Raw genomic sequence first — 14228 nt, forward strand, 5'->3', positions numbered from 1 at the left:
TGCGGGAACCCGTACGAATGCCGCTCAGGTGTTCTGCACGACGATGTTCGGAAACTTCGAACTCATGTCGCGCGCGCGCTCGGCGATGTGGATCGCGACCTTGCGCGCGATCGACCGGTAGATTTCGGCGATCGGCCCGTTCGGGTCGGCCGCGACGGTCGGCTTGCCCGAGTCGGCCTGCTCGCGGATCCTGATGTCGAGCGGCAGGCTGCCCAGCACGTCGACGCCGTATTCCTTGCCCATCCGCTCGCCCCCGCCGGCGCCGAAGATATGCTCGGCATGGCCGCAGTTCGTGCAGATATGCAGGCCCATGTTCTCGACGATGCCGAGGATCGGAATGCCGACCTTCTCGAACATCTTGAGCCCCTTCTTCGCGTCGAGCAGCGCGATGTCCTGCGGCGTCGTGACGATCACCGCGCCGGTCACCGGCACGCGCTGCGCGAGCGTCAGCTGGATATCGCCGGTGCCCGGCGGCATGTCGACGATCAGGTAGTCGAGGTCGTGCCAGTTGGTCTGGCGCAGCAGCTGCTCGAGCGCCGAGGTCGCCATCGGGCCGCGCCACACCATCGGATTGTCCTGCTCGATCAGGAAGCCGATCGAATTGGCCTGCACGCCGTGGCCGCTCATCGGGTTCATCGACTTGTCGTCCGGCGACTCCGGACGGCCGACGATGCCGAGCATGGTAGGCAGCGACGGGCCGTAGATGTCCGCATCCAGAATGCCGACCGACGCGCCCTCGCTCGCCAGCGCGAGCGCGAGATTGACGGCGGTCGTGCTCTTGCCGACCCCGCCCTTGCCGGACGCGACCGCGACGATGTTCTTCACGTTCGGCAGCAGCTTCACACCCGGCTGCACCGTGTGCGCGGCGATCTGCTGCGAGACCTCGACGCGCGCGCCGGCCACGCCCGGCACCGCGCGCAACGCGGCGTCGAAGCGCTGACGGACCGCGTCGAACTGGCTTTTCGCCGGGTAGCCGAGCACCACCTGCAGGCTCACGGTGTCGCCGTCGACGGCCACGTTGCGGATGTTTTTCGCGCCCGCGTAGGACGTGCCGGTGTTGGGGTCAGTGACGGCCGCGAGAGCGGCGTCGACCAAAGCCCGATCGATACTCATTGAGACTCCGTGGGGAAGACGTGCGGCGCGGTGCGATGCGGTTACCGGATCGGCCACGCGGCGGAATTTGAAAGAAATTGTTATGCAGCGTTGCTTAAATCAGACCTGCCGTGCACCCTTCCGGCAGGCGGGACGCCTAAGGGTCGCATCGCTGCGGTTTCAGGCATTATTGTAGTGTCTGACGGCAACCGCTGCCCGAAGACCCTTCTTCGTTGTCGGACCGCGCGGAGAAAGGCGTAGCATTTCCGTCGCTCCGAAGTTTTCGAGTCGTTCGCTGTACAACGGTCACGTTCGCTGGATAGATTGACTGCTACCCGCTGGTTTATCGCTTTACTCAAGAGGATCGAAAAATGAATGCAAAAATCATGACTCGCGTCGCCGTGTTCGCTATTGCCGGCTCGTTTCTGGCAGGTTGCGCGACCCAACAAGGCACCAATACGGCAGTCGGCACCGGCGTGGGTGCGGGCACCGGCGCGGCGCTGGGCGCCATCTTCGGCGGCGGCAAAGGCGCGGCAATCGGCGCGGGCGTCGGCGCGGCGGTCGGCGGCGTGACCGGCTACAACTGGGAAAACATCCGCAATCGCATGTCGGGCGCGACCAAGGGCACCGGCACGCAGATCACCGAGCAGCCGGACGGCTCGCTCAAGCTGAACATCCCGAGCTCGGTCACGTTCGACACCAGCAGCTACGCGATCAAGCCGTCGTTCGCACCGGTGCTCGACCAGCTCGCGCAAACGATGCAGCAGAACCCGGAAATCGTCGCATCGGTGGTCGGCCATACCGACAGCACCGGCTCCGCGCAATATAACCAGACGCTGTCGGTCAACCGCGCGCAAAGCGTGACCGGCTTCCTGGCCCAGCGCGGTATCGCACCGCAGCGCCTGTCGGCCACCGGCATGGGCCCGAGCCAGCCGATCGCGGACAACAACACCGAAGCCGGCCGCGCGGCGAACCGTCGGGTGGAAATCTATCTGCGCGCGACCGCCCAGCACGCCACGCAATAACAGCAAGTCCGGAGAACCGGGAGCAGCCGGCCTGAGCGGGCTGCGCGCCCGAACCGCCCGGCGGCCGGGTTCCACGCGCCGCCGGACGGGTTTCCTGACGAAGCGAAAAAAATTTCGAACTCTGCCGGAAATCCGCGGTCTCTCTTTACGGTACGTGGTTGGCGAAGCCGCCACGTCACCATTCTCCTCTTGTCGTTGTTGCTCCGGGGTTGATCAAACCCCGGTTTTTTTTGCCCGCTCGATTCGTGTTTGTCCGACGCTTCGGGCCCGCGGCATCTCCAGTACCCTGCATCTCCAGCACCCTGCACCGCCCTGCCCGTCCCGCCTGCCGCCGCGCGCGCCGCGCCGGGCTTGCGCCCTGCTAAAATCCTCGTTTCGTCCCACCGCAGGCACCCCCGATCCTTATGTCAGCACCCGCCACCGATCTCACCGCAGGCGCGCCGTCCGGCCGTCGCCAGATTCTCGTCACGTCGGCCCTTCCGTATGCGAACGGGCAGATTCATATCGGCCATCTGGTCGAATATATCCAGACGGACATCTGGGTCCGGGCGCTGCGAATGCACGGCCACGAGGTCTACTACGTGGGCGCCGACGACACCCACGGCACCCCGGTCATGCTGCGCGCGGAAAAAGAAGGTCTGACGCCGAAGCAGCTGATCGAGCGCGTGTGGCAGGAGCACAAGCGAGATTTCGACAACTTCGGCATTTCGTTCGACAACTACTACTCGACCGATTCCGACGAAAACCGCGTGCTCAGCGAAAACGTCTATCTGGCGCTGAAAGACGCGGGCCTGATCGACGCTCGCGAGATCGAGCAGGCGTACGACCCGGTCAAGGAAATGTTCCTGCCGGATCGCTTCATCAAGGGCGAGTGTCCGAAGTGCGGCGCGAAGGACCAGTACGGCGATAACTGCGAAGTGTGCGGCTCGACCTACCTGCCCACCGAACTGGTGAACCCGTACTCGGTCGTCTCCGGCGCGACGCCGATTCGCAAGACCTCCACGCACTACTTTTTCCGCCTGTCCGATCCGCGCTGCGAGACCTTCCTGCGCGAGTGGGTCGGCGGCCTCGCACAGCCGGAAGCGACCAACAAGATGCGCGAGTGGCTCGGCGACGCCGGCGAAGCCAAGCTCGCCGACTGGGACATCTCGCGCGACGCGCCGTACTTCGGCTTCGAGATCCCCGGCGCGCCCGGCAAATATTTCTACGTGTGGCTCGACGCGCCGGTCGGCTACTACGCGAGCTTCAAGAACCTCGCCGAAAAGCGCGGCCTCGACTTCGACGCATGGGTGCGCAAGGGTTCGAAGGCCGAGCAGTACCACTTCATCGGCAAGGACATCCTGTATTTCCACACGCTGTTCTGGCCCGCGATGCTCGAGTTCTCCGGCCATCGCACGCCGACCAACGTGTTCGCGCACGGCTTCCTGACCGTCGACGGCGCGAAGATGTCGAAGTCGCGCGGCACCTTCATCACCGCGCAAAGCGTGATCGACACCGGCCTGAACCCGGAATGGCTGCGTTACTACTTCGCGGCCAAGCTGAACAGCACGATGGAAGACCTCGACCTGAACCTGGACGACTTCCAGGCGCGCGTGAACAGCGATCTGATCGGCAAGTACGTGAACATCGCGAGCCGCGCGGCCGGCTTCCTGATCAAGCGCTTCGACGGCCGGGTGCAGGACAGCGCGATGCATCATCCGCTGCTCGGCACGCTGCGCGCCGCGATTCCGCAGATCGCCGCGCACTACGAAGCGCGCGAGTACAGCCGCGCGCTGCGTCAGACCATGGAGCTCGCCGACGCGGTCAATGCGTACGTCGACACCGCGAAGCCGTGGGATCAGGCGAAGGACCCGGCCAACGCGGTCGCGCTGCATGAAACCTGCAGCGTCAGCATCGAGGCGTTCCGGCTGCTGTCGCTCGCGCTGAAGCCGGTGCTGCCCAAGCTCGCCGAAGCGGTCGAAGCGTTCCTCGCGATCGAGCCGCTCAAGTGGGCCGACGCGAACCTGCCGCTCACTTCCGGCCGGCCGATCAACGCATACAAGCATCTGATGACGCGCGTCGATCCGAAGCAGATCGAAGCGCTGCTCGCGGCCAACCGCGATTCGCTGCAAGCCACGCCGGAAGCGGCGCCGGCCGACGCGAAGGGCAAGTCGAAGAACAGCGCGAAGGCCGACGCGAAAGCCGCCGCCGCAGCTCAGGACGACGGCTCCGGCATCATCTCGATCGACGACTTCGCGAAGGTCGATCTGCGCATCGCGAAGATCGTCGACTGCAAGGCGGTCGAAGGTTCGGACAAGCTGCTGCAACTGACGCTCGACGTCGGCGAAGAGAAGACCCGCAACGTGTTCTCGGGCATCAAGTCCGCGTATCAGCCGGAGCAGTTGATCGGCAAGCTGACCGTGATGGTCGCGAACCTCGCGCCGCGCAAGATGAAGTTCGGTCTGTCCGAAGGGATGGTGCTGGCGGCATCGGCGGCCGACGAGAAGGCCGAACCGGGTCTGTACGTGCTCGAGCCGCATAGCGGAGCGAAGCCGGGCATGCGCGTGAAGTAACGCGCGAGCGCGCCGCCGGCGCGCGGCCTCCCGCAAGCAAAAAAATGGCACGCCTGAGGGCGTGCCATTTTTTTTACCGCTGCTGAGAGCCGCTGCCGAGAGAACCGCTGCCGCCGGCCGCTAAAGCCGGCAGCGCCCCCATCACCACTTGAAGCGATCGAAGCGCCGCGTGTACAGCACATCGGCGCCATAGAACGTCCCGCCATACACGACCAGCGACCAGTAGCGCGTCAGATTGATGGTCGCCTTGATCGCGTTGCTGGCCGACTGCAAGCCCTGCTCGTAGCCGATCACGAGCCACTCGTTGATCGCCTTCGACACCATCACGACCTGCGGATCGGTAAGACCCACATCGCTGCGGCCGATCGAGAACTCGTCGAGCCCGACCGTCTCCGCGATCCGCTTGCCGGTCGCGCTGCCGAGCAGCGCGAGCGCGGTCGTCATCGTGCTCTGCTGGCCGAGGTTGTTGCCCTGGTCGGTGCCGTGACCGAACAGCAGCCACGACAGCTTTTCGTTATCGGGCACGGCCGGCTCCGACACCAGCCGCGCGACCGGCGCCTGCAGCGTGCCGGTCACCTGAACGCCGGCCTCGACCTGCTGGTTGCGGCGCATCGCCAGAATGTTGATGCCCGGATTCGTGACCGGCCCGTTGAACGTGAAGAAGCCGTTCTCGATCGCGAGCTTGCGGCCAAACGCGGTATAGGTCGAGCCCGGCGTCACGCGCACGTTGCCGACCGCGCGCAGCGGCGTGTTCGGCGCGCTCATCGCGGTGATCGTGCCGGCGAGGCCGAGATCCGCGCCCGCCGCGCGGAAGCGGAAGTTGTTGCCCAGACCAATCTCGATGTTCGCGCGCGGCGCAAACGGACTGGCCGGCTGCGTGCCGGCCTCGCTCGGCGGCGGCCGGCCGCCGGAGCGGGTGCCGTCCGGACGGATCACCACGACGTCGTCGCCGAGACTCGGCGCGGCCTGCTCGGGCAGGTCGAACAGCGCGCTATCGACCACGAACTTGCCGTTGATCGCCATCCCGCGCTCGGTGCCGCCGTTCGCGATGCTCGCGCTGCCCGACAGCGACAGATGACGGTCCGGCGACGCGAACACGTCCAGCTTGTCGGCCACGATGCTGGCGGTCAGATCGGGCTCCGAGCCGTCGAGACGCACGCGCCCGGTCGCGCGCAAGGTGCCGCTGGAGCCGCGGAATTCGACCTGCTGGAAGTCCACCATGTTCTCCGACAGCGCGATGCGCACCACCCCGTCCTTCAGTTGCACGCCCTGGCTGACCACGGTCGCGGACAGATCGTCGCCGACCAGCGAGCCGGTCACGTTGGGCTTCGCGACGGTGCCGTGCAGCGCGAGCCGCAACGCGAGATGGCCGTCGAGCAGATAGCTCGGGCCGAGCAGCCCGCCGGTGGTGCGCAGCGACGGCACGTTCGCGTTCACGTTGCCCGACAACGCGCTCTGCGGATCGACGGTGAGCAGGCCCTCGCGCAACACCAGCGCCGTATGCGCATCGGCATCGATTACGCCGACCCGGCTCGCCTGCGCGTGAACCGTCGCGTTCAGCTGGTTGCCGCCGGTGAATTCGGCGCGCGCCCGCATCGCGGTGATCCCCATCGACGCCAGTCCGCGGCCGATTTCGACCGTCACGTCGCCGCTGCGCCGGCGCAGCTCGATGTGACCGTTGGCGGTCGCGCCGAGCGAGAAGTCCCAGTCGCCGTCGAACACGAGATCGGTGCGCACCGCGGGCGGCTCGCCGGTGAGTTCGTGGCGCAGCTCCTGCAGCCGCGCGAGCGACACGTCGGTCAGCGTGCCCGCCGACTGGATGCGGCCGTGCTCGAACGCGAACGACTTCAGGCTCAGCACCGCGCCTTCGATCGTCAGGCGCGTCGCGCCGAGCGTCAGATGCCCCGGCCCGGCGCTGACCGCGAGCGGCGATTCGAGGTTCAGCGCCGGCGTGCCGCGATTTTGCAGACGCGTGACGCTGCCGTCCCAGCGCGTGCCGTCGCGCGAATCGGTCAGCTTGCCGTGCGCCGCGAGCGACAGATCGAGCGGGCGATCCTGCAGCTTGCCGGTCGCCGCGGCTTCGAGCGTATGGTTCGCGCGCGTGCCGGACAGCTTCGCGGTCAGCGTGTTCAGATCGACGCCGCCCGCGCTCAGGTTGCGTGCGTCGGTCGTGAACGCGAGCGCGCCGTTCGTGCCGTCGCGCAATTCGGCGTGCCCTTCCGCGTGGCCGACGCGGTTCGTGCCGAACGCGACGTTCTCGGCCTTGTAGTTCAGCGTGACGTTCGGATGCGCGAACGAGCCGGTCAGGTCGCCGTCGGCGGCGACCGCGCCGGCAAGGCCGAAGCCGAGCCGATCCAGTTGCGGCGCGTCGACCCGCAAGCGCAGCCGGTCGCCGGGCGCGCCGAAGCTGCCCTGCACATCGACCTGATTGCCCGCCACCGACAGATTCGCGCGGCTCGGCAAAAGCCGCGAGCCAGCCAGCTGGATCGTGCCGCCGCCGGTCAGCGGCAGGTTGTCGTAGACGCTCGGGCCGAGCTTGAATTCCGCGCGGGTCGTGAAGGTCGGCGCGAGCACGCCGGTCGCGCTCAGCGTCGCGTTCACGCGCGCTTCGATCTTGCGCGCCGGCGGCGCCTTCGGCGCGGCGTGCCGGGCGGGCGGCGTCTTGCGCGTCAGCACCTCGGTCTGCACCGCCGCCTTCGCGGTGTTCTTCGCGACCGCCGCGGCCTGATCGCCCGGGGCCGCGCTCTTCGCGCCGGCCGCGCTGCCGACCAGCGCGGCGGCCTGCGCCTGGCGCGCGCGCTGCGCGCCGTTGGTCGCCGCGGGTGCAGCGGCAGCCGCGGGCGCCGCGACCGGCGTGCGCGCCGGCATCTGCGAAGTCAGCGACAGCGGATCGAAGTCGGTCAGCTGCGCCTTCAGGTTGTAGGTCGAATTCGCGTCGTGCTTCAGCGCGCCCGACAGATCGATGCGCCCGCGCCCCGAAGTGACGCGCACGTCGTTGAAGCTGATTCGCGCGGGGTCGAACGTGATCTTGCCTTGCGCGCGCAGCGCGGCGGCCGGGTCGCCGAGGTCGAGCGTCAGCGTCTGGATGTCGTCGTTCAGACGGATGCCGATCGGGCCGGCCAGCTGGGTGGGCCGCACCGTCGCCTGCAACGCGTTCAGGTCGAGCCGCGCGACCTTCAGATCGAGCTGGCCGCGCCGGCCGCTCAGCGTGCCGCTGCCGGTGACGCTCGCGTTGCGCACCAGCCGCAGGTTCAGGTTCGAGATGCTTTGCGTCTGCGCGTCGAGGCGCACGTCGGTGTTCGCGTCGATCAGCGGCAGCAGGTTCTGGTCGATCGCACCGGGTTTTGCATTGACGATCGACAGATGGCCGGCCACCGCGAAGCCCGCCGGGGGCTTGGCCTGCGCGTGGTGGTGGCCGAGGTTCAGGTGATGACCGGGTTGGCTCGCTGCCGTCGTCGCGCGGTGGTCAGCCGCGCTTGCCGCGGGGGCGGCGCTCGCCGGGGTTGCGGCACCGCTCTCTGCACCGCTCTTCGCTCCGGGCGCCGCTCCAATCGCCGCACCGCTTGCGGTGCCACCGGCGCCGACACCGCTCGCCGCGCCCGCCCCGCCGGCCCCGGCCCCGGCCCCGGCCAGTTCCACCGGCTGCAGTTCCGCCCGCACCGCCAGGTCCGCCAGCGGCGCGCCCCGCGCGAAAGCCTGCGGATTCACGTGATCGAAGCTCAGCGTCGCGCGTTGCAGCGGCACCGCGGCGAACGGCGTCGCCTCGACCCGCGCCCGACCGGTCAGCTTCATCCCGCTCGCGTCGATATCGGCGGCCAGCTGTTCGAGCGTGCCGCTCAGACGGCCGCTCACCTGCACGGCCTCGTCGCGGACCTTGCCCGCATAGCCGACCTCGCCCGAAACGGGAAACGGCTTCGCGCCATCGAGCTTCGCCGACGCGGTCACCGAGCCGAACGGCGTGTCCAGACTGTCGACCGCGGCCTCGTGATGCTGCCCGTCGCTGCGGCCATGAAACGCGAAGTGCGACAGCTCGGTCGTCGACGTGCCCTGATGCACCAGCAGCCGCTCGACCCGCACGTCGCGAATCTCCAGTTGCATGGGCAAACGCAGATCCTGCGGCAGTTTCAGCGGCTCGCTGCTGGTCGACGACGACGCGCCGATCCGCGCGTCGATCGTGCCGACGTGCAGATATTCGATCGTGAAGCGCCACGGTTCGCGGCCGAGTGCCCAACGGCCCGCCGCGTAGTCGATCCGGATGTCGGTGCCGCTGCCGTCGAGGCTGCGCCAGCGCATGTCGCGCAACTGCACCCCGCTCGCGAGCGTGCCGCCGTCGAATCGCCCGGCGAGCCGGCCGCCGAGCAGCTTGACCGCCGCCTGCCACGCATACGCGGTGCCGCGCTCGGTGGTCAGCGCGCCGTACAGCAGGCCGCCCGCCAGCACGACCAGCAGCACCAGCACGATCAACGTGCCCGCGACCGTTTTCAGCAGCAGCCTGCCCCAGCGCCGCTTCGGCTTCGGCGGCGTGTCGGGCGATTGCTGCCCGGGCGGCTGGCCTGGCGGAGTGCCGGGCGGCTGCGCGGAGGGCGGATCGGTTACGTCGGTGGTCATGCGTGCAGGGGGCGGCAAATAGGCGCGGCGAAAAGGTGGCGGAAGGTCATAGCGGGATCAGAACGCAATGCCCAGCGTGATGTACGGCCGCACTCTACGGTCGCGGATTCCATAGGCGAGATCGAGGTTGACCGGGCCGACCGGGCTGCGCCAGCGCGCGCCGACGCCCGCGCCCGGATAGAAGACCTTCTCGCCCCAGGTATCGGTGGCGGTGCCGACGTCGAAGAACGCGGCGGCGCCCCAGTTGTGCGAAAACCAGTGCTGATATTCGACCGCGCTCGTCACCAGATATTTGGTCGGCAGGATCGAACCGGCGACGTCGGTACCGATGCTCTGGAAGCCGTAGCCGCGCACCGAATTCGAGCCGCCCGCGCGGAACAGCAGCGAGGCCGGAATCCCGCTCGAACTGCCGCTCGTGAACACGGCGCCGAGTTCGGCGCGGATCAGCACGATGTCGTCGGCGCCGATCGGCAGATACTGCTGACCGCGCGCATAACCGCGGATGAACGACTGGTCGGCCAGCAGCCCCTTCACCGCGAAGCCCGCCTCGACGTGGACCAGGTTGCCGCGCCGCGGGAACAGCGGGTCGTCGGTGTCGCGCCGGGTCCACGACCACGCCGGCACCAGCGCGTGCGCCCAGGTGGGCGGCGCCGCGTTCTGGTCGAGCTTGTCGTTGTAGAACAGCAGCGAGTAGCTGTAGTCGAGGAACTGCGACGTGCGCGAACGCTGCACGCCGCCGCGAATGCTGTAGATGCGGGTGTCGGACACGTCGGTGGTCGTGTACGACGCAAGCACGCTGTTGGTCCACCCGCGCGGTCCCGGCGGCATCGACAGCTGGACCTGGCCGTATTGCTGGGTCTGGTCTGCGCGGCCTTCGACGGTGAACGGCCACGCCTTGCCGAACGTATTCAGATACGAATACGCGCCCTGCACCAGCGGACCGTTGTCGGTCGAATAACCGACCCCGCCGCGGAAGCTGTGATACGGGAATTCCGACACCTTCACATGGACCGGCGTGTTCAGCGGTTTGGCCGGGTCGTTGTCGAGATCGATCGCGACGCTGGCGAAGTACGGCGTGTTCTGCAACTGCCGCTGCAGCTCGGCAACAGTGCGGGTGTCGTAGACGTCGCCCGGCGAAATTGGATTGACGTTGTGGACGATGCGCTCCGGATAGCGCCGGGTGCCCGATACGTCGATCTCGCCCATCGTGAAGGTCGGGCCGCTGTCGTAGACCACCGACAGCTTCGCCTCGTGCGTGCGCGGATCGACCAGCGCCTCGGAGTGGTAGATCTTCGCGCCCAGATAACGGCGCGACTGCAGCTGGCGCAGCGACGCGTTCTTCGCGTCGTCCCAGTCGCCCTGCGTGAACGGCTGGCCCTCGTGCAGCGAAAACGCGAAGCGGGTCGCGTTTTCCTGCGCCTCGTCTTCGGTCAGCACCGCGCCGCGAAACGACAGATCGACCGCCGTGACCATCGTGCGCGGGCCCGCCTCGACCCGCACGGTTACCTGGCGCGCGTCGTCGGTACTACGCACGTCGGTGCTGACGATCGGAGAGAAATAACCCTGGGTCGCGGCGAGATCGCGCACCTGCGGCGGGGTCGCGGTAATCAGGAAAGAGAACTGGTCGTCGCTGATGTCGGGCCGCTTCGCGAAGCGCGCTATATCCAGGTGCTGTTCGAGCAGCTTGCGCAGCGAGCGTGGCTCGGCGATCACGTCGACCTTGTAGCTGGGCGGCGTGCGTTTGGCCTGCGCCTCGCCGGCGCCCAGCAGCAGCCACAGACCGAGGCCGAGCGCGACGCCGAAGGCCAGCGAGACGCGCTGCCAGCGCCGCGCGAGCGCGTCGCGTGCCGGCGCGCAGCCGCGTTTCAGGCCGGTCTCGCCACGCGCTGCGCGCGACTTGTCAATCGAACCTCCCGCCAAACAGGACCTCCGGCCACAGTGGGTGAATAATTCTTGCGCCCGCCGCGCAAAGCGCGCGCGGGCATGCTATTTGACCACAACGGGACGGCTGCGGGACCGTCTCGCGAGGACTGTCGCGGCGGTGTTCGCGGCGCGCGTACTATCCCGGAAAAACAGGCCCGCGGCGATTTTCGACCGCGCGCGACGCATGCGGTAAAATCCTTGCCACCGGCGCCGCCGCAAGCACCCGTGCCCACCGGCCGGCTGCCACTTTCCCCATCACGGACACCGAGCCATGTATCAATCGGACATCACGCAGTTCCTGAACCAGCTCAAGCAACAGAAGCCCAACCTGGAAGCCGAACAACGCCGCGGCCGCGCGCTGCTGTGGGACAAGCAGCCGATCGACCTCGCCGAGCGCGCCGAGCAGAAAGCGTCGCGCGTCGAACAGACGCCCTATCAGTACTACCAGAACTTCTGAGCGCCCCGGTCACGCCGAGCATGAGTCACGCCGACGACGCACACGGCCCGGGTCAACACCCCGCACACGGCCCGGGCCCAGCTCCCGGGCCGCTTCAACTTCACGGCCCCGCGCCGGCTCCGGCCGATACCGCGCTCGCCGCCCCCACCACCGATTCGACGCCCGACACAGTGGACGGCATCGCGTTCGCGCGCCTGTACGGCGAGCCGCTGTTCAAGCTGCCGAACGACCTGTACATCCCGCCGGACGCGCTCGAAGTGTTCCTCGAGACCTTCGAGGGACCGCTGGATCTGTTGCTGTACCTGATCCGCAAGCAGAATTTCAACGTGCTCGACATCCCGATGGCGGATGTCACCGAGCAGTATCTCGGCTACGTCGAGCAGTTGCGCAAAACCAATCTCGAACTGGCGTCGGAATATCTGCTGATGGCCGCGATGCTGATCGAGATCAAGTCGCGCATGCTGCTGCCGGTCAAGAAGGCCGACACCGGCGAGGAAGCCGAAGACCCGCGCGCCGAACTGGTGCGCCGCCTGCTCGAATACGAGCAGATGAAGCTCGCCGCGCAGCGCATCGACCAGCTGCCGCAATTGGGCCGCGACTTCCTGCGCGCCGAGGTCTACATCGAGCAGAGCATCACGCCGCGCTTCCCGGACGTCAGCAGCGACGACCTGCGGGCCGCCTGGGCCGACGTGATCAAGCGCGCGAAACTGGTCCAGCACCACAAGATTTCGCGCGAGGAGCTGTCGGTGCGCGAGCACATGAGTCTAATCCTGCGGCAGCTGCAAAACGCGCGCTTCATCGAGTTTTCCGATTTGTTCGATACGAGCCGCGGCGTGCCGGTGGTCGTGGTGAACTTCATCGCGATGCTCGAGCTGTGCCGCGAATCGCTGGTCGAGATCACCCAGGCGGAGCCGTTCGCGCCGATCTACGTGCGGCTCGCCTACCTGCCGGCCTGAGTCCCTCGAATCGGCGGGCAGTCCGGCCCGCCCGCCCGCTCAACCAAACGTGGCTTTCACACCGCACCCGGGGAAACCCGCGCCGGGCCGGCAGCGCCATGCCTGGCAAGCCTCTGCGGTGCATGCACGGTGCATTTCCCGCTGCCCGCTCCCGCCGGCCGCCGCGTTTCGGTGCGCCCGGCTCGCAAATCCACTACAATCCGCGCTCCAAACCCGTCATTGCCGGCCACGCCGCGGCCCGCGCGATTTTCCGCGAAGTCCCGCGCCCACCGGCAAACGCGCGCCGCGCGAACCCACCCTGTCCGATCATGAAAGTCATCAGCTCGATCCACGAATTGCGCGACCAGTTGCGCGGCCAGAATCGCACGGCCTTTGTGCCGACGATGGGCAACCTGCACGAAGGCCATCTGTCGCTGATGCGCCTCGCGCGCCAGCACGGCGACCCGGTGGTGGCGAGCATTTTCGTCAACCGGCTGCAGTTCGGCCCGAACGAGGATTTCGACAAATATCCGCGCACCCTCGAAGCCGACATCGAGAAGCTGCAGAAGGAAGGCGTGTACGTGCTGTTCGCGCCGACCGAGAAGGATCTGTATCCGGAGCCGCAGGAGTATCGGGTGCAGCCGCCGCACGATCTGGGCGACATCCTCGAGGGCGAGTTCCGGCCGGGCTTTTTCCAGGGCGTCTGCACGGTGGTGATGAAGCTGATGTCGTGCGTGCAGCCGCGCGTCGCGGTGTTCGGCAAGAAGGATTACCAGCAGCTGATGATCGTGCGTCAGATGTGCCACCAGTTCGCGGTGCCGACCGACATCGTCGCCGCCGAGACCGTGCGCGACACCGACGGCCTCGCGCTCAGCTCGCGCAACCGCTATCTGTCGGACGCCGAGCGCGCCGAGGCGCCGCTGCTGGCGCTCGAACTGAACCGGATTCGCGACGCGGTGCTGGCCGGCGAGCGCGATTTCGCGAAACTCGAACAGACGGCCACCGCGGCGCTCGCCGCGCGCGGCTGGAAGCCCGATTACATCGCGATCCGCAAGCGCTCGAACCTGATCGCGCCCGGCGCGCAGGACGCGAACGCGCCGCTCGTCGTGCTGGCCGCCGCCAAACTCGGCGCCACCCGGTTGATCGACAACCTCGAAATCTGACACCGCGACGCGCGGCGCCAGCAAGTCACACTGAGATTCACACAGGATTAGTCATGCAACGCAACATGCTGAAGTCGAAGATTCACCGCGTCGCGGTCACGCACTGCGAACTGCACTACGAAGGTTCGTGCGCGATCGACGAAGACCTGCTCGAAGCGGCGAACATCGTCGAAAACGAGCGCATCGACATCTGGAACATCAACAACGGCGAGCGCTTCTCGACCTACGCGATCAAGGGCGAGCGCGGCAGCGGGATGATTTCGCTGAACGGGTCGGCCGCGCGGCGCGCGCAGCTCGGCGACCTGGTCATCATCGCGGCGTTCGCGGTGGTCGACGAGGCCGAACTGAAGGCGGGCTGGAAGCCGGACCTCGTATTCGTCGATGAAAACAACAAGATCAAGGGCAGCCGCGATCACGTGCCGACCCAGGCCTGGAGTTAAGCGGCGCGGCCCGGTTTTGCTGGGTCAGTTGCC

General features: G+C 67.4%; 9 protein-coding genes. 6 read left to right on the forward strand and 3 right to left on the reverse strand.

Annotation, left to right across the window (positions count from 1 at the left end; all coding sequences use genetic code 11):
• Nucleotides 1-24: 24 nt before the first annotated feature.
• Nucleotides 25-1113: an iron-sulfur cluster carrier protein ApbC gene (gene apbC / locus LJ656_RS03845; RefSeq protein WP_230507962.1), complete on the reverse strand. Its 1089-nt coding sequence runs from the start codon at nt 1111-1113 to the stop codon at nt 25-27.
• 350 nt (nt 1114-1463) lie between these two features.
• On the opposite strand from apbC, the gene LJ656_RS03850 reads away from it, so the two are divergent.
• Both LJ656_RS03850 and metG read left to right on the forward strand, forming a co-directional pair.
• Nucleotides 1464-2117, forward strand: a complete 654-nt coding sequence (locus LJ656_RS03850; RefSeq protein ID WP_230507963.1) for a YiaD family glycine zipper/OmpA-like lipoprotein — start codon at nt 1464-1466, stop codon at nt 2115-2117.
• A gap of 404 nt (nt 2118-2521) precedes the next feature.
• On the forward strand, nt 2522-4669 hold the full coding sequence (metG, locus tag LJ656_RS03855; protein WP_230507964.1) for a methionine--tRNA ligase: 2148 nt from the start codon (nt 2522-2524) through the stop codon (nt 4667-4669).
• 141 nt (nt 4670-4810) lie between these two features.
• Here the strand turns inward: metG and LJ656_RS03860 are convergent, their stop codons facing one another.
• A complete protein-coding gene (locus LJ656_RS03860; protein WP_230507965.1) occupies nt 4811-9277 on the reverse strand; it encodes a translocation/assembly module TamB domain-containing protein in 4467 nt (1488 codons plus the stop codon).
• A 57-nt stretch (nt 9278-9334) separates the two neighbouring features.
• A complete protein-coding gene (locus tag LJ656_RS03865; RefSeq protein ID WP_230507966.1) occupies nt 9335-11197 on the reverse strand; it encodes an autotransporter assembly complex protein TamA in 1863 nt (620 codons plus the stop codon).
• Between the two features lie 274 nt (nt 11198-11471).
• On the opposite strand from LJ656_RS03865, the gene LJ656_RS03870 reads away from it, so the two are divergent.
• The 4 genes from LJ656_RS03870 to panD all read left to right on the forward strand — a co-directional run bounded on the left by LJ656_RS03870 (nt 11472) and on the right by panD (nt 14195).
• Entirely contained in the window at nt 11472-11657 is a 186-nt protein-coding gene (locus LJ656_RS03870) for a DUF3460 family protein (RefSeq protein ID WP_230507967.1), read from the forward strand.
• A gap of 20 nt (nt 11658-11677) precedes the next feature.
• Nucleotides 11678-12613: a segregation and condensation protein A gene (locus LJ656_RS03875; RefSeq protein WP_230507968.1), complete on the forward strand. Its 936-nt coding sequence runs from the start codon at nt 11678-11680 to the stop codon at nt 12611-12613.
• 308 nt (nt 12614-12921) lie between these two features.
• A complete protein-coding gene (gene panC / locus LJ656_RS03880) occupies nt 12922-13755 on the forward strand; it encodes a pantoate--beta-alanine ligase (RefSeq protein ID WP_230507969.1) in 834 nt (277 codons plus the stop codon).
• Between the two features lie 53 nt (nt 13756-13808).
• Nucleotides 13809-14195: an aspartate 1-decarboxylase gene (panD, locus tag LJ656_RS03885; protein ID WP_018431692.1), complete on the forward strand. Its 387-nt coding sequence runs from the start codon at nt 13809-13811 to the stop codon at nt 14193-14195.
• The last annotated feature ends 33 nt before the right edge of the window (nt 14196-14228 follow it).

It is taken from the genome of Paraburkholderia sejongensis (genome assembly GCF_020880815.1).
Classification (GTDB): Bacteria; Pseudomonadota; Gammaproteobacteria; order Burkholderiales; family Burkholderiaceae; genus Paraburkholderia; species Paraburkholderia sejongensis.

Bases quoted from the DNA above. Each gene is read 5' to 3' on its own strand.
- panC (WP_230507969.1), top strand. From the start codon at position 12,922: ATGAAAGTCATCAGCTCGATCCACGAATTGCGCGACCAGTTGCGCGGC.
- LJ656_RS03850 (WP_230507963.1), top strand. From the start codon at position 1,464: ATGAATGCAAAAATCATGACTCGCGTCGCCGTGTTCGCTATTGCCGGC.
- LJ656_RS03860 (WP_230507965.1), bottom strand. From the start codon at position 9,277: ATGACCACCGACGTAACCGATCCGCCCTCCGCGCAGCCGCCCGGCACT.
- panD (WP_018431692.1), top strand. From the start codon at position 13,809: ATGCAACGCAACATGCTGAAGTCGAAGATTCACCGCGTCGCGGTCACG.
- LJ656_RS03875 (WP_230507968.1), top strand. From the start codon at position 11,678: ATGAGTCACGCCGACGACGCACACGGCCCGGGTCAACACCCCGCACAC.
- metG (WP_230507964.1), top strand. From the start codon at position 2,522: ATGTCAGCACCCGCCACCGATCTCACCGCAGGCGCGCCGTCCGGCCGT.
- apbC (WP_230507962.1), bottom strand. From the start codon at position 1,113: ATGAGTATCGATCGGGCTTTGGTCGACGCCGCTCTCGCGGCCGTCACT.
- LJ656_RS03870 (WP_230507967.1), top strand. From the start codon at position 11,472: ATGTATCAATCGGACATCACGCAGTTCCTGAACCAGCTCAAGCAACAG.